Below are 17430 nucleotides of genomic sequence, written 5' to 3' on the forward strand. Positions count from 1 at the left end.
CTCAGACCCGGGCGTTGGCGGGCGGGGCGACGACCGGCACGGTCAGCACCGCCCGCAGCCCCGGACGGTTGTCCTGATAGGCGATCTCGCCGCCGAGCTGGCGGACCATCGCCGACATCATGCGGCTGCCGAAGCCCTCGCGGGGCGTGTGCTTGCCACGGCCGTGGTCGGCGACCGAGACGGTGAGCACGCCGCGCGCCTCGCCCACGCTCACCTCGATGCGCCCGGCCGCGCCCCCGTAGGCGTACTTGTTGGCATTGATCACCAGCTCGGTGACCACGAGCCCCAGGGTCACCGCCCGATCGGTCGGCGCCAGGATGGGCAGCGCGTCCAGATGGATGGCGCCGTCCCACTCCTCGCCCATGGACGACGCCATGTCGGCGATGAGCTCCTCGAAGTAGCGGGCGAGGTCGACGGTCTCGATCTGATCGCTGCGATAGAGCCGCCGGTGCACCAGGGCCACCGCGCTCAGGCGGCGGCGCGCCTCGTCGAAGGCCGTCGTCAGCATGGCGTCGCCCGCGTCCCGCGACTGCAGGCCGAGGAAACTGGAGACCAGCTGCAGGCTGTTCTGCACGCGGTGGTTCACCTCGCGCAGCAGCACCTCCTTCTGCAGCAACAGCGCTTCCTTCTCGTCCAGCGCATGGCCCAGCTGACGGTTCAGGTCGACCAGCCTCCGCCGGCCGCGCGCCTCGAGCAGGGCCTCGCGCAGGCGCAGCACCGCATCGATCTCCGCCAGGGTCCAGCGGCGCGAGCGGCCGCACACCGTCTCGCGCCAGGCTTCGAACGACGAGCGCGGCGTCAGCACCTCGCCTGGGCCGAGCCCGACGGCCTTGTGCGGGTTGCCGGCCCAGTTGACGACCTCGGGCTGCTCGGCGCGGAACCAGAGCAGGACGAAGGGCTCCTCCGAAGCCACCACCATGCCCAGGACGCCGCTGGCCTGGGCCGCGTAGGCCTCGGCCTCGGGGAACACCGTGGGCAGGCGATCCGTGACGACCAGCTCAGGCGCTTCGGCCAACGCCCATCGGGCAAGCGAACGCACCGCCCCGGGCGGAGGACACACGCCCTCCAGGTGCAGCGTCTCGCCCCGCAGCGCCGCGACGCCGTCGGAGTCCAGCATCCGCTTCAGATCGGCCAGACCCGCGTCCAGATGGGCTTCGAGCCCGCCGATCCGCACGAAGCGGGCCGTGGCCTCGTCTTCCAGGCCGCGCAGGCGCATCCGCTCGCGATAGCCTTCCGCCTCTTCCTTCGCCCGCACCTGACGCGCCAGCCCCCCTGCCAGCGCCCGGGCTCCGGCGCGGATGTCATAGGGCATCGCCATCGGCGTCCTGTGGTGACAGGCGATCAGGCCCCAGAGCGTCCCGTCCCGAACGATGGAGATGGACGCCGAGGCGCCGACGCCCATGTTGCGCAGGTACTGCATATGCACTGGCGCGACGCTGCGCAGCGCGCAGTCGCTCATGTCGAGCGGCTCACTCCGGTTCCAGGCGGGAATGAGCGGCGCCGGGTGGTAGCTGACGTCGGGGATCACGCGCACCAGGTTCCGCACGTAGAGCGCGCGCGCCTGGGCCGGGATGTCCGATCCGGGGAAGCGATGATTGAGGAACGAGGGCATGTCCTGGGCCGCGCTCTCGGCCAGGACGGAGCCGGCGTCCTCTTCCAGGAAGCGGTAGATCATCACCCGGTCGAAGCCGGTCAGCCGCCGGAATTCGATGGCGGCGCGATCGCAAAGCGCCTGCAGGTTCGGCGCACGCTCGAACGCAGCCGCCGCGGCCTCGAGCTGCGCGAGGAGCGCGGCAGCCGGCAGGCCCTCGCCTTCCGCCGGCTCCAGCTCGACGATCAGCCAGTCGCCGGAGACGTGCGCCAGCACGTCGAAAGTCCCGCCTTGGCGGACCAGCCGGCCCGCATAGCCGCCGGGCGCTGAGGACTGGGTGACCTGAGCCACGCGCGCGGCCAGCGGATCGCCAAGGACGGCGCCGAGGCTTTCTCCGAGCCACCGCGACAGCCCAAGCCGCCCCGCGACGTCGCCTGCGGCGTGGCTCACCTCCTGGGTGGTGGCGTCGGCCACCAGCATTACGCCGTGCGGTTGGATGGAGCCCGGGATGTGGATCGGTTCGCGCGCGCAGGCGTCGAGGTCGAGGGGTTCGCTCATGCAGCCTGGCCTTCACAGATCCGACGCTCGGCGTGCCGGAAGCCGGCGACGGCGCCGCGCACCGTCGCCTCCACGGCCTGCGGCGTCGCCGCATGGCGGTCGAGCACGTCCAGGAAAGCGCGCCAGCGTTCGCCGGTCCGCTCGCCATAGGGGTCGAGGAAGCTGAGCCCGTGCATGTCCGAGCCCAGGGCGTCGAGCGAGCGGCGGATCGTGCGTCCGCCGAGCGTGGATCCCTCCAGCACGTACAAGTGGCCCAGCGCCTCGGCCAGGGAGCCGACGTCCGGCCCGTGCGCATGTTCGCTCGGCGCCTCGAGGCCGAGGGTTTCCAGGTCCGCGCTCAGCCGCTCGGTCCGCCGGCGATCCTGGAAGTCGAGACCGTCCAGCTCCGCCAGCCAGGGCGCGACCGCCGCCTCGACCTCGGCATGGAGGCGCCAAAAGCGCTGGACAACCGAACGCCGGCCGGCGGGCGTGGAGACCCGCTCAATGAGATCCGCTCGAGACTCCAGGCGCTCGTGGTCGGCCCGCGTGGCGACACGCAGGCGCTGGTGGACAACGCTGACCATTAAGCACTTGAACTCCGAGACGGCGGCGAAAGATAGAGCGCATTGCGGCGCCGTCGGTCGGGCAACCGACAGTTGTTCCAACTTAACATGGAGTAGGTGATGAGCCGAGCGACGCCGGCGACACGCTTTCTGGACGCCTGCGGCGTCGCCTACGAGCTTGCCGTCTACGGCTACGATCCCGACGCCGAGCGTGTGGGACTGCAGGCCGCCGAGGCGCTGGGCGTCGCGGCCGGCGAAGTCCTCAAGACGCTGATGGTGCTGGTGGACGGCAAGCCCGCCTGCGTCGTGCTGTCGTCGGACCGCGAGGTCTCGATGAAGAAGCTGGCGGCGGCGCTGGGCGGCAAGTCGGCCGAGATGATGAAGCCGGCCGAGGCCGAGCGCGTCACGGGCTACAAGGTCGGCGGCGTGAGCCCCTTCGGCCAGAAGCGGCGCGTCCGCACCGTCCTCGACGAGGCCGCCCTGGCCAGGCCGCAGGTGTTCGTCAACGGCGGCCAGCGCGGACTTCAGGCCAGGCTCGCGCCCGCCGACCTGGTGCGGGTGCTGGAGGCGACCGTCGCCGGCGTCTCGGCCTAGGCGCCGCAGCGTTCGGCGAAGGGGATCACCCCTCGCCGAACGCCTCGGCCACGTCCTCATCGACAGCCCAGAACCGGTAGCCGCGACCCACGTCCTCGTTCAGCAGCCGGTCGAGCTGCCAGCCCGAGCGGCCGACGTGCATGCCCATCAGAGCGAGCTCGGAGGCGAGCAGGTCGCGGACCGGCTCCGGCACGGCGCGGTTGTCCGCGACACGCGCCTGGTCGAGGCGCCAGCCGAACACATGGTCCCGGCTGACCTCCACGATCACGCCAGGCGGACCATCCCACTCGTAGAAGGCCGACCAGCCCGCGGCGGCGTGGGCCGTGCGGTCGGCCAGGCAGTTCCGATAGCGGCGGGCCGCATCGCGGATCTCGGCCTTGGTGGCGAGAGGCCGCAGGCGCGCGGTGCCCGGGTGCGGCGGCGCCGGCGGCTCGGGCGTCAGGTCATCCCGCACCACGGCGAACAGCGCCTTGGCCGACCCTGCACGCGCCCAGCCGGACGCCGCCGCCTCGGCCGCGGCGCGCCCGTCGCGGAGCGCCAGGGCGTCATAGGCTTCGCGCAGGACCGCGACAGCCTCAGGCGTCAGATCCCGGGCGAGCCGCACCGCCTGCTCCATCGGCTCGGGCAGGCCCGCCAGCCGACGCACCAGGCTCACGTCCACGGTTTCGGCGTGGCGCAACACCTTGGCGGGCGCCGGGCGGACGAGCAGCCGCAGCAGCAGCCGGTAGGCGTCGGCGTCGAAGGCGATCTCGCCCATGCGGCTCAGCATGCGCTCCAGGCCGGGCGACGCTTCGCAGACCACCGCGGGGATGGCGTGGCGCAGGCGGGCCCCCAGGATCGCGGCCGCAAGCCCCGCCACGTCGACGCCCAGCGCGAAGCCCAAGCAGGCCAGGTGCCGGCGCGCGGCGGGCGCGGCCAGGAACGCGCCGTGAGGCTCGGGCCACACGCGTGCGACGGCCTCGGCGAACTCGCCGGCCACCAGTTTCAGAAGGGACGTGGGGGCGGTCCGTTTCGGAACCGGGGCCGCGCCCGTCAGGGGAATGAACATCGAAAGCTCCCGGAGGTCACAAGCGGACCTCCTTCCGGGAGCGTCCGCGCGTCAGGCGTTGAGGGTGGTCGGTGCGCCCGGATCCGAACCGACGCGCACGGCAGCGTCCGCCGCCCAGGGGCGGGTCTCGCTGGCCATGTCAGTGCACGTCGTCATTCGGTGACTCTCGTTTGAGAACGCGGTTCGTCTCTCACGATCCGATGGCGACGGGCAAGGCCGAGGTTATGCGGCGCGGCATTGGCCGGGCGGCTGTGGCGCTGAGGCCACGGCGGTTGCGGCGGCCGCCGTCCTGTGACACCTCGTCTCCACCGCAAGGAGCCCGACCGATGTCCGACGCCCAGCCCGCTTCCGTCTACGACCTGGCCCACGAGGAGGCGCCCGAGAGCCTGGCGACCTTCGCGGTGCTGGTCGACAACGAGCCGGGCGTGCTCCACCGCGTCGTGGGCCTGTTCGCCGCCCGCGGCTACAACATCGAGAGCCTGACCGTCGCAGAGACGGACCGCAAGGCGCACACCAGCCGCATCACCATCGTCACCCGCGGCACGCCCCAGGTGCTGGCCCAGATCGAGGCTCAGCTCCAGAAGATGGTCTCGACCCGCCACGTCCAGGACGTGACCCGCGACCCCAACGGCCTGGAGCGCGAGCTGGCTCTGGTCAAGGTGAAGGGGACCGGCGCCGAGCGCGTGGAGGCGCTGCGCGTGTCCGACATCTTCCGCGCCAAGGTGATCGACACCACGCACGAGAGCTTCGTCTTCGAGCTGACGGGCGCGCCCTCAAAGATCGACAAGTTCGTGGACCTGATGCGGCCGCTGGGCCTCGTCGAGGTGTCCCGCACGGGCGTGCTCTCGATCTCGCGCGGCGTCGACGTCTTCTAAGGAACGACGGGGCGCGATAGTCTCTTTGAATGCGGGGGGCGTGAGCAGGAGACGCCGCTTGCCCGCGATCCATCGCGCCATCCTCGCCGTGCTGGTCCTGGCCCTCGCCACCCCGGCCGACGCCCAGCTCTTGATCCCGATCCCGCTGCGCAAGGCCAAGCCGCAGGAGATCGGCCCGCCGAAGGACGCGACCCCTTACGAGGCTGAGGTTTGGCCGTTCCCGGCGCCCGATCCGAAGGCCTGGTGGGACGACAAGTGGCCCAAGGCCGGTGAAGAGGCCGATCCATTCGGCGGCCGGCGCGTCCGCCGCGGCGAGCGCCTGCCCACCATCGACAACGGCGTGGATGCATCGACCTATCGCCTCTGGGGCCTGATGCCGTTGCAGTGGCAGCTCCTGCGCGGCGACGAGATGATCTTCGAGGTCTGGACGCGGCCCACGGGCAGCGTGCGGCAGACCGTGACCCGCGTCTCGGTCCGCGGCGACGAGCGGGTGTTCGTGCAAGGCCGCGCAGGCCTCGCCTGCTGCGAGGCGGGGATCGGCCGCCGCCTGGGCTTTGACAGAGAGCTGCCTGCGGGCTCGGCGGATCGTTTCCGGAGCTTGCGCGATCACTGGGTCTGGAAGTCGCCGCGGGACGTGCGGGTCGCGGAGGCCGGCGCGGCCGAGGCGGTGTGCGTCGAGGGCGTGGCCTACGACCTGACGCTGCTCACGGCCAAGGGCGCCCGGACCGTGCGCCGCGCCTGCGACCTGGCGGAGGTGGGCGAAGGCGCCGAGGTGCTGGAGGCGGTGATCGGCGCGAGCCTGGGCCAGGACCCGCGCTACGACCTGGTCTTCCGCGGCGGGGCGGACTTCAGCGCCGCCCGCACCGCCTACCGCCAGCTCATCGAGAGCGGCGGCCAGCTCAAGCCGGACGCCCAAAGCCGGTTCCGCCCGCCCGGCCAGGAGCCCGCGCCGCAGCCCGAGGTCGAGGCCGCTACGCCGGCGCCAGGGCGATGACCTTCGACCGCACCACGTGGCGGATGGTGAGGAACTGGACGGCGAAGAGGGCCAGCTTCGAACCGATTGGGAAGACCGCGCTGAAGAGCGCCCACGCGCTGCTGAACCAGACGGCGACCACGAGGTTCGCCGCAGCCGTCGCCAGCATCAGCCCGGCCCAGGCGTAGCCGAACGCGATGGCCAGGCTGGCGCCGTGCTCGGCCGCGATGGGCGGCAGGTAGCGCAGCATCCAGCCCCGCTTCAGCATCACCGCGGCGATCACCAGATAGACCAGCGTCGGCTTGGCCATCAGGAAGCGCGGATCGTGGGTGACCAGGGCCGCGGCGCCGAACAGTAGCACGAGCCCCAGGCTCGCCCACTGCAACGGCGCGATCGCCTTGCGGCGCGCCAGCCACACGCCGGCATGGGCGAGCCCGAAGCCCATGGCCACGACGGTGGCCGTCCGCGCGTCGAGGCCCGCGATGAGCAGCAGGGCGAAAAACAGGCTCGACGCCAGGTCGTTGGCCAGCGGCCGGATGGCGTAGGCGAGATTGCGCATCGGGAAAACTCCTGAAAAATCCGATGCGTGTGAGGCTAGCGAGCCGCGACTGGAGGCCCTAACCCGTTGGCGAAGGTTCCGCGGCGATCCGCGTAACGCGGCTGTCCATCCGCGCTTCGTGAACGGCAGGTCCTTCAAATCGCCGCGCGGGCGTCCTATATTCATCGCGTCGGGTTCGCCCGACTATGGGGATAAACGCGCGCGAAATAAGCGGACTGGACCCGGGTGCGATTCCCGGCGGCTCCACCAAATCTTCCCCCGGGTTATCGCCGGGCAAGTGCGGGGCCGATCAGCATCGACAGACGTGTAAAGGCGTTGCTTTCTCTCGGCTTGACCCACCGTTCCGGGTCTTAAACTAAATGCGAACGATAACTTCGCTGAGGAAGTCCGCCTGGCCGCGTAATGCGGTCCGGTAGAAATCCGACCTAAGCCCTAGGGGTTCAGATCCTTAGGCGGGGCCCGGGAGGAGCCTGCCAACAGAATCCTCCCACCTTCCCTCTTCAGCAGCCTGACGATTCCGGGCATGTGTGTCGGCCTCGCGCCTTGCTTCGGGACGGCCAGACGCTACCTTCAGCCAACGAGTTCCCCCGCGTTTTCGGAGACCGCATGGCCCAGGAGCCGCCGGCCCAGGATATGATGAACTACGAGGCCCTGGCGCAGGATGCGCTGCGGGGCGTCGTGAAGGCTGCGCTGAAGCGCGCGGCGGCGCCGGGCGGCCTGCCTGGGGCCCACCACTTCTACATCACGTTCAAGACGGACGCGGCCGGGGTTTCCGGTCCGGTCGACCTCCTGTCGAAGTACCCGGACGAGATGACCATCGTCCTCCAGCACCAGTACTGGGACCTTGCGCCGGGCGAGACGTTCTTCTCGGTGACCCTGCAGTTCGGGGGGCAGCCCAAGCGCCTGAGCATCCCCTACGCGGCCGTCACCCGCTTCTACGATCCCTCCGTGCAGTTCCTGCTGCAGTTCGAGCCGCCGCCCGCCGCGCCGGCCGAGGCGAAGGCCGTTCCGGCGCCAGTGGAGGCCAAGGCGGAAGCCCCGGCCCCGAAGCCTGAAGGCAGCGACGACGAGCCCAAGGTCGTCTCGCTCGACCAGTTCCGCAAGAAGTAGCCGGATGTCCGAAGCCGCGAGCGCAGAGCCGAAGGGTCTCACCGACGAGGCGATCCTGGAGCGCTTCCTGCGTTCCAAGAACCAGCCGACCGGCTCGCAGACCCTGGGCTTCCGCATGGTGGCGGTAAGCCAAGCTGAACGGTCGGTCGAGGTCGAGTTCGACGCCAAGGCCGAGCTGCTGCTCAACCCGATGAAGCAGATCCAGGGCGGCTACCTCTGCGCCATGCTGGACGAGTGCATGAGCGTGGCCTGCATGGTCGCCTCCGGCATGACGGCCGTCGCCCCGACGCTGGAGATGAAGACCAGCTTCTTCCGCCCCGGCATGCCCGGGAAGATCCGCGGGGTGGGCAAGGTGGTGAAGTGGGGTCGGCAGGTCGCTTTCACCGAGGGCGAGCTCTTCGATCCGGAGGGCCGGTTGCTCGCCAAGGCCACCGGCACGGCGATCCCCACGCCGTTCGCCAGCTACAAGAAATAAGATGCTTCCGCCGGCCCGCCTGATCATCGCGATCACGGGTCTGCTGCTGATGCTTTCCGGCGCGCCCGCGCGCGCCGGAAGCTTCGCGGACTGGACGGCGGTGATCATCGCGGGGGACTGGCGCGGTTCGGGCGGCGGACCGACCGAAGCATTCGACAACGCCCGTCGCGACGTGGCCCAGGCGCTGACCCGTGTCGGTTTCCACCCGTCCAACCTGCGCCAGTTCTCCACCCGCCCCGAGCGATACCGCGACGCCGCGCCGGGTAAGGCCGAGTTGGAACAGATCTACGCCGCCATGGAGGATCTGGCGCCCCGCGCCGCCGGCGGCTGCCTCTTCTACATCACCACGCACGGCACGCCCCAGGGCGCGGTGGTGGACAAGCGCATCCTGCCGCCCGGCGTGCTGGGCGCGATGCTGGACCGCACCTGCGGCGCGCGGCCGACCGTCGTGGTGATCTCCGCCTGCTTCTCGGGCGTGTTCGTGCCGCAGCTCTCCGGTCCCAACCGCATGGTGCTGACGGCCGCCAGGCGCGACCGCACCTCGTTCGGCTGCGGAGAGGCCGACAAGTACCCCTATTTCGACGACTGCTTCCTCAGCGCCATCGGTCAGACGCGCGACTTCCAGGCGCTGGCCACGGCGACGCGGGAGTGCGTGCGCCGGCGCGAGATCGCCGAGAAGGTCGAGCCGCCGTCCGAGCCGCAGGTGTTCGTCGGCGCCGCCCTGCGGCCGATCCTGCCGCTCTTCGCCTTTTGATCCGGGCGAGGAACGTAACGGCCCCGCTTTGAAGGACTCGATGTCGGCCCTACAACCGGCGGGTCGGGTGGGGCTGGAGCTTGGGGGCGGTGGCCATGCGAACCGGTTTGATGGCCGCCTTGGCGGCGCTCGTGTCCCTTACCTGGGCGAACTGCGCCGCCGCGCAGGAGGCGCCGCAGTCGGTCGCCGCCGCCCTGCCCGACGCGCCGATCCCCTACAGCCAGGTGCGCCCCAAAAGACCCCAGCCGAAAGCCCGGACCGCGCCGACGGCCCCGGCCCGTGCGCCCGCCGCCGCGGCCAGGCCGCAGGCTCCGACCATCGCCGGCGCGCCGCCGTCGGCGGCCGCGCTGCCGACGCAGGTGAGCGGCGCGAGACTGGCGTCCAACCAGCCGATCCCCGCCGCCGAACTCGAGGCGTTCGTCGACGGGTGGGTGAAGGACGCCATGGCCCGCGAGCATGTCGCCGGGGCGGCGGTCTCCGTCGTCCAGGGCGGACAGGTGACGCTGAAGAAGGGCTACGGCTTCGCCGGTCTCGGCCCGCGCAAGGCCGTCGATCCTGACCGGACCCTCTTCCGGGTCGGCTCGATCTCCAAGACCTTCACCTGGATCCTAGCCATGAAGGAGGTGGAGAAGGGCCGTCTGGCGCTGGACCGGCCGATCAACACCTATCTGCCCGACAAGGTGCGGGTCCGCGACGAGGGCTACCGGCGGCCGATCACCCTGAAGACGCTGATGTCGCATTCGCCGGGGTTCGAGGACCGGGCGCTGGGCCAGCTCTTCGAACGCGATCCCGCCCGGGTGCGGCCGCTGGACCTCTACCTGCGCCAGGAGCGGCCTGCGCGGGTGCGCGCCGCCGGCGTGCTGTCCAGCTACTCCAACTACGGCACGGGCCTGGCCGGCCTCGCCGTCGCGAACCTCAACCGGAAGCCCTTCGAGACCCTGGTCGAGGAGCAGATCACCGGGCCCCTCGGCATGCAGCGGACGACCTTCCGGGAGCCCCGCCCGGAACGGCGCGGCCTGCCCGCGGCCATGCCGCAGGCGCTGCGCGGCGATGTCGCCACCGGCTACTGGTGGACCGGCGCCGGCTACGAGCCGCGGCCGTACGAGTACATCGGCCAGATCGCGCCGGCCGGGGCCGCCTCCTCGACCGCCGGCGACATGGCGCGATACATGCTGATGCTGCTGGGGAACGGGAGCTGGAACGGCGTCACTGTCTATGGGCCCCAGGCGGCGCGCGCGTTCCGCCAACCCATCCAGGCGACCGCGCCGGGGATCAACGGCTGGGCGCACGGGTTCATCGTCTATGACCTGCCGGGCGGTCGGCGGGGCTACGGCCACAACGGCGCGACCCTCTCCTTCCACTCCAGCCTGGTTGTCATCCCCGAACTCGATCTCGGCGTCTTCATCACCACGAACAGCGACGAGGGCTCCAAGCTGTCGAACCGCTTCGTCGAGACGCTCGTTCGCCAGTTCTACGCGCCGCCCGTCACCTTCCCGCGGGCAGGCTCGTCGCAGCTCCGCGACATGGCCGGCGCCTTCGAAGGCTACTACGTCACCACCCGTCGCGCACACGGGGGCCTGGAGGGCTTCGTCAACCTGCTCATCGGCGGCTCGTCGGTGCGCGTCACGCCTGAGGGCCGCCTGCTCGTCAGCGGGCAGGACGGCCCGCGCCTGTGGGTCCCGGAAGGACCGATTGCGGACGGCCGCTTCATCGCCGCCGACGGAGATCGCCGCATCGCCTTCATCATGAAGGACGGCCGCGCCGCCGGCTTCACGGACGCCTTCAACGCCGACCGTAAGCAACGCGCGGCGTTCTGGATGAACCCGCTCTTGCTGGGCGGCCTGGCGCTGCTGGCGGGTCTCGCTGCCGTCGCCACGCTGCTGGGGGCCATTCTCCGCAATCGCCGCGACGTGCGTGAGAACCAGATCCAGGCCCGCGCCGCCCTGGCTCAGAACATCCAGGCGGGTCTCTGGCTCGCGACCTTCGCCCTCGTCGCCGCCTGGGCCATCCGCGCCGCGGACGTCGCTGCGGTGTTCTACGCGTGGCCGGGCGTTCTGCTGATCACCGCCTCGGCGTGCGCCCTGGTCGCCGCCGCGCTGACATTGGTGACCGTCGTGGTCCTACCCGCCGTCTGGCAGGGCGGACGCCGGGTGGATTCCTGGAGCCTGCTGCGCAAGACCGCCTTCACGACGACGGTCGTGATCTACGCGGCCTTCAGCGTCGCCCTGGGCCTGTGGGGCCTGCTCGCCCCCTGGAGCGCATAGGAACCCGTGGCGACGCGGCGACCCTTAAGGCCGCGTTTACCATCAACTGGGTAAATCCTGCCTAGCTGAGGGCGGGATCTGCAGGCCGCGCCGCCCTTGCCTGTTTGGGGGAAGGGACGCCCGCGTTGAACCAGTTGCTCGCGGCACTCCAGAGATTCGGGATCGGCCGCCTGGCCGCGATCCTGGGCATCGGCGCCGGCGTCGCCGCCGTACTCTTCGCTCTGACCATGAACCTGGGCGAGCCCAAGGCCCTGCTCTACTCGAACCTCGACCTCAAGGAGGCCGGTTCGATCACCCAGGCGCTCGACCAGGCCGGCGTGAAGTACGAGGTGAAGGGCGACGGCTCGACCATCATGGTGCCGCGGGACGAGGTCGCCTCGACCCGCCTGATGCTGTCGTCCAAGGGCCTGCCGACCGCAGGGTCGGTCGGCTACGAGATCTTCGACGAAGCCAACTCGCTGGGCCAGACCGATTTCGTCCAGCAACTGAACCGCCAGCGGGCGCTGGAGGGCGAACTGGCCCGCACGATCCGGAGCCTGGACGGCATCACCTCGGCCCGCGTGCATCTCGTCCTGCCCAAACGCCAGCTGTTCGAGGAAGAAGCCGAGCAGCCTAGCGCCTCGGTGAATATCGGCGTCGGCGGCCGTGAGCCCACCGCCGAACAGGTCCGCGCCATGCAGAACCTGGTCGCCGGCGCGGTGCCCAACATGCGTCCCGACCGGGTGACGGTGGTGGACCAGCACGCCAAGACGCTCTCCGGCGGTGAGACCGGCATGGCCGCCGAGGCCGACGGGCGCAAGTCGGAGGTCGAGGGCCGCATCGCCAAGCAGGTGAAGACCATGATCGAAGGCATCGTGGGACCCGGCAAGGCGCGGGTGAACGTCAGCGCTGATCTGGAACTGGCCCGTGTCACGGTCCAGCAGGAGACCTTCGATCCCGACGGCCAGGTGATCCGCTCGGAGTCCACGACCGACGAGAACAGCCGCGAGAACCAGGACGACGGTTCGGGCCAGGCGTCCGTCGCGGCCAATATCCCCGGCGCCGCGGCGCTGGGCGGCGGCCAGACGGGCTCGCAAAGCGGGCGGCAGGAATCGACCACCAACTACGAAATCTCCAAGACCACCCGCACCGAGGTGCAGGAGCCCGGACAGGTGAAGCGCCTGTCGGTGGCGGTCGCGGTGGACGGCGTCACGGCCGCCGGCGCGGACGGCAAGCCCGGCGCCTACACGCCGCGCACGGCCGAGGAGATGCAGCGCATCGAGCAACTCGTCCGCACGGCCGTGGGCTTCAACGCCGAGCGCGGCGACCAGGTGAGCGTGATCAACGTCCGCTTCCCCGCGGCGGACGAAGCCGGCGGCGTCGAGGCCGCGAGCCCGCTGATGGGCTTCGACAAGAACGACATCATGCGCGCCGCGGAGATCGGGGTGATGGCCCTCGTCGGCATCCTGATGCTGCTGTTCGTGGCCCGCCCGCTGCTGAAGAGCGCCACGGGCGGCGGCGGCGGCGGTGGCGGCGGCCTGCCGATGGCGATGATGGGCGGCCCGCAGGTGACGCGCGTGGTGACCACGGTGGATGGCCAGCAGATGCAGCTTCCGCCCGGCGCCGAGGGCCAGTTGGCCCTCCCCGGCCCGACTCACAGCGAACTCGAACAGAAGATCGACATCGCGCGCATCGAAGGTCAGGTGAAGGCCAGTTCGGTGAAGCGCGTCTCGGAGTTCGTCGAGAAGCATCCGGAGGAGTCGGTCTCGATCCTCCGCGGCTGGCTGCACGAGACGGCCTGACGCCATGGTCCGAGGCAAAGGCAAAGGTGTCGCCGACGGGTCCAAGCTGACGGGGCCCGAGAAGGCCGCGGTGATCCTGCTGGCCCTCGGCGAAGAGCACGCCCATGTCTGGCAGCAGCTGGACGAGGACGAGATCAAGGAAATCTCCCAGGCCATGGCCAGCCTGGGCACCGTTCACTCCAGCGTCGTGGAAGAGCTGCTGGTCGAGTTCGTGTCGGGCATGTCCTCGACCGGCGCGATCATGGGTTCGTTCGAGCAGACCCAGCGCCTGCTGACCTCGATCATGCCGCAGGAGAAGGTCGACCAGCTCATGGAGGAGATCCGTGGGCCCGCCGGCCGGACCATGTGGGACAAGCTCGGCAACGTGAACGAGGCCGTCCTCGCCAACTACCTGAAGAACGAATACCCGCAGACCGTCGCGGTCGTGCTCTCCAAGATCAAGTCCGAGCACGCGGCCCGGGTGCTCGCCGCCCTGCCCGAGGACTTCGCGCTCGAGTGCGTCATGCGCATGCTCCGCATGGAGCCGGTCCAGCGGGAGATCCTCGACAAGATCGAGCAGACGCTTCGGACCGAGTTCATGTCGAACCTGGCGCGCACGTCGAAGCGCGACAGCCACGAGATGATGGCGGACATCTTCAACGCCTTCGATCGGCAGACCGAGTCCCGCTTCATCACCGCCCTGGAAGAGCGCAACCGCGAGGCCGCCGAGCGCATCCGGGCCCTGATGTTCGTCTTCGAGGACCTGTCGAAGCTGGATCCAGGCGGCGTCCAGACGCTGCTGCGTTCGGTCGAGAAGGACCAGCTGGGCCTGGCGCTGAAGGGCGCGTCCGACGCCCTGCGCGAGATGTTCTTCTCCAACATGTCCGAGCGCGCCGCCAAGATCATGCGCGAGGACATGGAGACCATGGGCCCCGTCCGCCTGCGCGACGTCGACCAGGCGCAGATGGCGATCGTTCAGGTGGCCAAGGACCTCGCCAACAAGGGCGAGATCATGCTGGCCGGCGCCGGCGGCGACGACGAGCTGGTGTACTGATGTCCGGCCTCGAGAAATTCACCTTCGACACCGAGTTCGACGCCGGCGGCGGCGTCGCCTTCGCCGCGCCGCGGCCGAAGCGCAGCTTCACCGCCGACGAGGCGGAACAGCTGCGCCAGCAGGCCTTCGCAGAGGGCCATGCCCAGGCGATGGCCAGCATCGCCGCCCAGCAGGCCCAGGCGCTGTCGGTGATCTCCATGGCCTGCGCCCAGGCGCTGCCCAAGCTGGCCGAAGTGGCCCATGAACATCGCACCGGCTCGGCGGTCCTGGCGCTCAGCTGCGCCCGCGCCATCGCCGACGCCGCCCTCGACCGCTTCCCCGAGGCCCCGGTGCAGGCCGCGCTCTCGGCCCTGGCGCGGGAGATCGAGGCCCAGCCGCGGCTCACGCTCACCGCCGAGCCCCAGCTCTGCGAGGCCATCCAGGGCGTGCTGGACGACGCGGCGCGGGCGGTGGGCTTCGACGGCGCGATCCAGGTCAAGCCCGCACCGGGCTTCGGCCGCCACGCCTTCACCCTCGATTTCGGCGACGGGGCGGCGACGTTCGACCCCGCCCAGGCCGCCCTGCGCGTGACCGAGGCCCTGGAGGCCGCGCTCGCCGCCGAAGGCCTGCACGCCGAACCCCTCATCCCCGGCAGCGAAAGCTGACGCCCAGGAACGCAACCATGTCCGAAGACGATCTGAAGCTCGACGAGTTCGGTCCCGAAGAGGGCGGCTTGCCCGACGTCGCCGGGGTCGACGAAGACAAGAGCGCCGGCGATCTCGCCCCGGTGTTCGAAGTCCCCGTCAACATCTCGGCCGTGCTGGGACGCTCGACGCTCTCGGTCGCCCAGCTCCTGCAGCTCGGCCAGGGCAGCGTGCTCGAGCTGGACCGCAAGGTCGGCGAGGCGATCGACATCTACGTGAACAACCGCCTGGTGGCGCGCGGCGAGGTCGTGATCGTCGACGAACGCCTCGGCGTGACCATGACGGAAATCATCAAGGACGGTGACGCCGCGGCCTGAGGCCGTGCGCGTGTGAAGGAGATTGCCGATGCGGCTTCTGGTCGTCGGAAAACTGAGCGGACAGCTCTCCACCGCCGTGAAGATGGCGATGAGCGCGGGCGCCAAGGTCAGCCACGTGGAGACGGTCGCGGCGGCGACGCACGCGCTGCGCGCCGGCCAGGGCGCCGACCTCCTGATGGTCGACTACGAGCTCGACATCGAGGCGCTCATCCTGGCCAACGAGGCGGAGCGCATCCGCGTGCCGGTGGTGGCCTGCGGCGTGGGCGCCGACCCCAAGCGGGCGGCCGACGCCATCCGCGCGGGCGCCAAGGAGTTCATCCCGCTGCCGCCCGAGGCGGAACTGATCGCCGCCGTGCTGTCGGCGGTCTCCGACGACAACCGTCCGATGGTGGTCCGCGATCCGGCGATGCAGCAGGTGCTCCAGCTCGCCGACCAGGTTTCGGGCTCCGACGCTTCGATCCTGATCACCGGGGAGAGCGGCTCGGGCAAGGAAGTCGTGGCGCGCTACGTCCACCAGAAGTCCCGTCGCGCGGCCAAGCCATTCATTTCCGTCAACTGCGCGGCCATCCCCGAGAACCTGCTGGAGAGCGAACTCTTCGGCCATGAGAAAGGGGCCTTCACCGGCGCCGTGGCCCGTCGGATCGGCAAGTTCGAGGAGGCCAATGGCGGCACCCTGCTGCTGGACGAAATCTCGGAGATGGACGCCCGCCTCCAGGCCAAGCTGCTGCGGGCCCTGCAGGAGCGCGAGATCGACCGCGTCGGCGGCACAAAGCCCGTGAAGGTGGACATCCGCATCCTCGCCACGTCGAACCGAGACCTTGCCCAGGCGGTGAAGGACGGGACCTTCCGCGAGGACCTGCTCTACCGGCTGAACGTCGTGAACCTGCGCCTGCCGCCGCTGCGGGAGCGTCCCGGCGACGTGGTCGCCCTGGCCGAGTTCTTCGTGAAGAAGTACGCCGCCGCCAACGGCATGACCGAGAAGCCGCTGTCGGCGGAGGCCAAGCGACGGCTCGCCGCCCACCGCTGGCCCGGCAACGTCCGCGAGCTGGAGAACGCCATCCACCGCGCGGTCCTGCTCGCGGTCGGCCCGGAGATCGACGAGACCGCGATCCGGCTGCCGGACGGTCAGCCGCTGGCCCCCGCCGATCCGCACGTCCGCGCCGCTCAGGCCGCGTCGCTGGCGGCCGAGACCGCCTCGCGCGCCTTCGTCGGCCAGACCGTGGCGGCGATGGAGCAGCAGCTCATCCTCGACACGCTGGAGCATTGCTTCGGCAACCGCACCCATGCCGCCAACATCCTGGGCATCTCGATCCGGACGCTCCGCAACAAGCTGAAGGAATACACCGAGGCGGGCGTCTCGGTGCCGGCGCCGCAGATGGGCGCGAGCGCGGCGTGAGCGGACGGGCCGCCAAGGTCCTCCCCAGACGCGCCGTCCTCGCGGGCGGCGCGGCCGTCGTCCTGGGCGCCGCCGCCCCGGCCGCGCCGTTCGCGGCCCTCGAGAGGCGGCTGGAAGGCGGCCGCCTCGGCGTCTTCGCCAGGAGCGGCAGGGCGACGCTCGCGCACCGCGCCGACGAACGCTTCCCGATGTGCTCGACCTTCAAGGCTCTGCTGGCCGCCTGCGTGCTGGCCCGGGTGGACGCCGGCGAAGAGCGGCTCGACCGGATGATCGCCTACGGTCCCGGCGACATGCTGAGCCACGCGCCCGTCACCGAGGCGCACCTCAAGGACGGCGCGCTCAGCGTCGAGGCGCTCTGCAAGGCCATCGTCGAGGTCAGCGACAATCCCGCGGCGAACCTGCTGCTCAGGACGATCGGCGGGCCGGCCGGCCTCACCGCATGGCTGCGGTCGATCGGCGACGAGACCACACGCCTGGACCGCTTCGAGCTCGAGCTTAACGAGGCCCTGCCCGGCGACCCGCGCGACACCACCACGCCGCGCGCCATGGCCGCCGACTACGGCCGTCTGTTCGACGGAAAGGTTCTGACCCAGGCCTCGCGTCGCCGGCTGGAAAGCTGGCTCGTCGGCGCGACGACGGGACTGCAGCGCCTGCGCAAGGACACGCCCGCCGGCTGGCGCGTCGGCGACAAGACCGGAAACGGCGCCCGCGGCTCGTCGAACGACGTGGCGGTGTTCTGGCCGCCAAGGGGACCGCGAATCTACGTGGCGGCGTATATCACCGGGACCAGCGTCCCGATGGACGTGCGTAACGCGGTCCATGCCGAGGTCGGCCGGATCGTCCGTGAAGGGCTGAGTTGATGGCCGACACCGGCGTT

At 70.6% G+C, this 17430-nt stretch carries 17 protein-coding genes and 1 other RNA gene; 14 read left to right on the forward strand and 4 right to left on the reverse strand.

The genetic code is table 11. The annotated features are described in order from the left end of the window. Nucleotide 1: 1 nt before the first annotated feature. Together ACO2Q0_RS16030 and ACO2Q0_RS16035 are read right to left on the reverse strand one after the other, a co-directional pair. Complete coding sequence (locus ACO2Q0_RS16030) at nucleotides 2–2149, reverse strand: histidine kinase dimerization/phosphoacceptor domain -containing protein (protein ID WP_423352522.1); 2148 nt, start codon at nucleotides 2147–2149, stop codon at nucleotides 2–4. Next, entirely contained in the window at nucleotides 2146–2712 is a 567-nt protein-coding gene (locus tag ACO2Q0_RS16035; protein ID WP_423352523.1) for a biliverdin-producing heme oxygenase, read from the reverse strand. Before ACO2Q0_RS16035 ends, ACO2Q0_RS16030 begins: the two co-directional genes overlap by 4 nt. Nucleotides 2713–2811: 99 nt before the next feature. On the opposite strand from ACO2Q0_RS16035, the gene ybaK reads away from it, so the two are divergent. Continuing rightward, complete coding sequence (ybaK, locus tag ACO2Q0_RS16040; RefSeq protein WP_423352524.1) at nucleotides 2812–3285, forward strand: Cys-tRNA(Pro) deacylase; 474 nt, start codon at nucleotides 2812–2814, stop codon at nucleotides 3283–3285. A gap of 25 nt (nucleotides 3286–3310) precedes the next feature. Here the strand turns inward: ybaK and ACO2Q0_RS16045 are convergent, their stop codons facing one another. After that, nucleotides 3311–4333 carry a hypothetical protein gene (locus ACO2Q0_RS16045; RefSeq protein ID WP_423352525.1) on the reverse strand — a complete coding sequence of 341 codons (1023 nt, stop codon included), beginning with the start codon at nucleotides 4331–4333 and terminating at the stop codon, nucleotides 3311–3313. 326 nt (nucleotides 4334–4659) lie between these two features. On the opposite strand from ACO2Q0_RS16045, the gene ilvN reads away from it, so the two are divergent. Further along, nucleotides 4660–5208 (forward strand): acetolactate synthase small subunit, encoded by a 549-nt coding sequence (ilvN, locus tag ACO2Q0_RS16050; protein WP_423352526.1) that lies wholly within the window; start codon nucleotides 4660–4662, stop codon nucleotides 5206–5208. 58 nt (nucleotides 5209–5266) lie between these two features. Further along, on the forward strand, nucleotides 5267–6202 hold the full coding sequence (locus ACO2Q0_RS16055; protein ID WP_423352527.1) for a hypothetical protein: 936 nt from the start codon (nucleotides 5267–5269) through the stop codon (nucleotides 6200–6202). Here ACO2Q0_RS16055 and ACO2Q0_RS16060 read toward each other — a convergent pair. Continuing rightward, nucleotides 6180–6740 carry an inner membrane-spanning protein YciB gene (locus ACO2Q0_RS16060; protein WP_423352528.1) on the reverse strand — a complete coding sequence of 187 codons (561 nt, stop codon included), beginning with the start codon at nucleotides 6738–6740 and terminating at the stop codon, nucleotides 6180–6182. The two genes, ACO2Q0_RS16055 and ACO2Q0_RS16060, sit on opposite strands and share 23 nt — an antisense overlap. A 129-nt stretch (nucleotides 6741–6869) precedes the next feature. Here ACO2Q0_RS16060 and ssrA point away from each other — a divergent pair. From ssrA to bla, 11 genes are all read left to right on the forward strand, one after another. Then, nucleotides 6870–7232: a transfer-messenger RNA gene (gene ssrA / locus ACO2Q0_RS16065) on the forward strand. A 114-nt stretch (nucleotides 7233–7346) separates the two neighbouring features. Continuing rightward, nucleotides 7347–7850 carry an SspB family protein gene (locus ACO2Q0_RS16070; RefSeq protein ID WP_423352529.1) on the forward strand — a complete coding sequence of 168 codons (504 nt, stop codon included), beginning with the start codon at nucleotides 7347–7349 and terminating at the stop codon, nucleotides 7848–7850. Between the two features lie 4 nt (nucleotides 7851–7854). Next, a complete protein-coding gene (locus ACO2Q0_RS16075) occupies nucleotides 7855–8325 on the forward strand; it encodes a PaaI family thioesterase (protein ID WP_423352530.1) in 471 nt (156 codons plus the stop codon). 1 nt (nucleotide 8326) lies between these two features. After that, complete coding sequence (locus tag ACO2Q0_RS16080; protein WP_423352531.1) at nucleotides 8327–9079, forward strand: C13 family peptidase; 753 nt, start codon at nucleotides 8327–8329, stop codon at nucleotides 9077–9079. 110 nt (nucleotides 9080–9189) lie between these two features. After that, entirely contained in the window at nucleotides 9190–11343 is a 2154-nt protein-coding gene (locus ACO2Q0_RS16085) for a serine hydrolase domain-containing protein (RefSeq protein ID WP_423352532.1), read from the forward strand. 125 nt (nucleotides 11344–11468) lie between these two features. Continuing rightward, nucleotides 11469–13124 carry a flagellar basal-body MS-ring/collar protein FliF gene (fliF, locus tag ACO2Q0_RS16090; protein WP_423352533.1) on the forward strand — a complete coding sequence of 552 codons (1656 nt, stop codon included), beginning with the start codon at nucleotides 11469–11471 and terminating at the stop codon, nucleotides 13122–13124. Between the two features lie 4 nt (nucleotides 13125–13128). Continuing rightward, entirely contained in the window at nucleotides 13129–14157 is a 1029-nt protein-coding gene (gene fliG / locus ACO2Q0_RS16095) for a flagellar motor switch protein FliG (RefSeq protein ID WP_423352534.1), read from the forward strand. Beyond that, nucleotides 14157–14801, forward strand: a complete 645-nt coding sequence (locus tag ACO2Q0_RS16100; RefSeq protein ID WP_423352535.1) for a flagellar assembly protein FliH — start codon at nucleotides 14157–14159, stop codon at nucleotides 14799–14801. The genes fliG and ACO2Q0_RS16100 overlap by 1 nt, the downstream gene beginning before the upstream one ends. A gap of 17 nt (nucleotides 14802–14818) precedes the next feature. After that, nucleotides 14819–15157: a flagellar motor switch protein FliN gene (gene fliN, locus ACO2Q0_RS16105; protein WP_423352536.1), complete on the forward strand. Its 339-nt coding sequence runs from the start codon at nucleotides 14819–14821 to the stop codon at nucleotides 15155–15157. A gap of 28 nt (nucleotides 15158–15185) precedes the next feature. Then, a complete protein-coding gene (locus ACO2Q0_RS16110) occupies nucleotides 15186–16553 on the forward strand; it encodes a sigma-54 interaction domain-containing protein (RefSeq protein WP_423352537.1) in 1368 nt (455 codons plus the stop codon). Further along, complete coding sequence (gene bla / locus ACO2Q0_RS16115; RefSeq protein ID WP_423352538.1) at nucleotides 16550–17413, forward strand: class A beta-lactamase; 864 nt, start codon at nucleotides 16550–16552, stop codon at nucleotides 17411–17413. The genes ACO2Q0_RS16110 and bla overlap by 4 nt, the downstream gene beginning before the upstream one ends. Nucleotides 17414–17430: the final 17 nt, after the last annotated feature.

Source organism: Phenylobacterium sp. VNQ135, from assembly GCF_049445735.1.
Taxonomy (GTDB): Bacteria; Pseudomonadota; Alphaproteobacteria; order Caulobacterales; family Caulobacteraceae; genus Phenylobacterium.

Bases quoted from the DNA above. Each gene is read 5' to 3' on its own strand.
- ACO2Q0_RS16035 (WP_423352523.1), bottom strand. From the start codon at position 2,712: ATGGTCAGCGTTGTCCACCAGCGCCTGCGTGTCGCCACGCGGGCCGAC.
- ACO2Q0_RS16100 (WP_423352535.1), top strand. From the start codon at position 14,157: ATGTCCGGCCTCGAGAAATTCACCTTCGACACCGAGTTCGACGCCGGC.
- ACO2Q0_RS16075 (WP_423352530.1), top strand. From the start codon at position 7,855: ATGTCCGAAGCCGCGAGCGCAGAGCCGAAGGGTCTCACCGACGAGGCG.
- ACO2Q0_RS16080 (WP_423352531.1), top strand. From the start codon at position 8,327: ATGCTTCCGCCGGCCCGCCTGATCATCGCGATCACGGGTCTGCTGCTG.
- ACO2Q0_RS16070 (WP_423352529.1), top strand. From the start codon at position 7,347: ATGGCCCAGGAGCCGCCGGCCCAGGATATGATGAACTACGAGGCCCTG.
- ACO2Q0_RS16110 (WP_423352537.1), top strand. From the start codon at position 15,186: ATGCGGCTTCTGGTCGTCGGAAAACTGAGCGGACAGCTCTCCACCGCC.
- ACO2Q0_RS16060 (WP_423352528.1), bottom strand. From the start codon at position 6,740: ATGCGCAATCTCGCCTACGCCATCCGGCCGCTGGCCAACGACCTGGCG.
- ACO2Q0_RS16085 (WP_423352532.1), top strand. From the start codon at position 9,190: ATGGCCGCCTTGGCGGCGCTCGTGTCCCTTACCTGGGCGAACTGCGCC.
- ACO2Q0_RS16045 (WP_423352525.1), bottom strand. From the start codon at position 4,333: ATGTTCATTCCCCTGACGGGCGCGGCCCCGGTTCCGAAACGGACCGCC.
- ACO2Q0_RS16030 (WP_423352522.1), bottom strand. From the start codon at position 2,149: ATGAGCGAACCCCTCGACCTCGACGCCTGCGCGCGCGAACCGATCCAC.
- fliG (WP_423352534.1), top strand. From the start codon at position 13,129: ATGGTCCGAGGCAAAGGCAAAGGTGTCGCCGACGGGTCCAAGCTGACG.
- ybaK (WP_423352524.1), top strand. From the start codon at position 2,812: ATGAGCCGAGCGACGCCGGCGACACGCTTTCTGGACGCCTGCGGCGTC.
- ilvN (WP_423352526.1), top strand. From the start codon at position 4,660: ATGTCCGACGCCCAGCCCGCTTCCGTCTACGACCTGGCCCACGAGGAG.
- fliN (WP_423352536.1), top strand. From the start codon at position 14,819: ATGTCCGAAGACGATCTGAAGCTCGACGAGTTCGGTCCCGAAGAGGGC.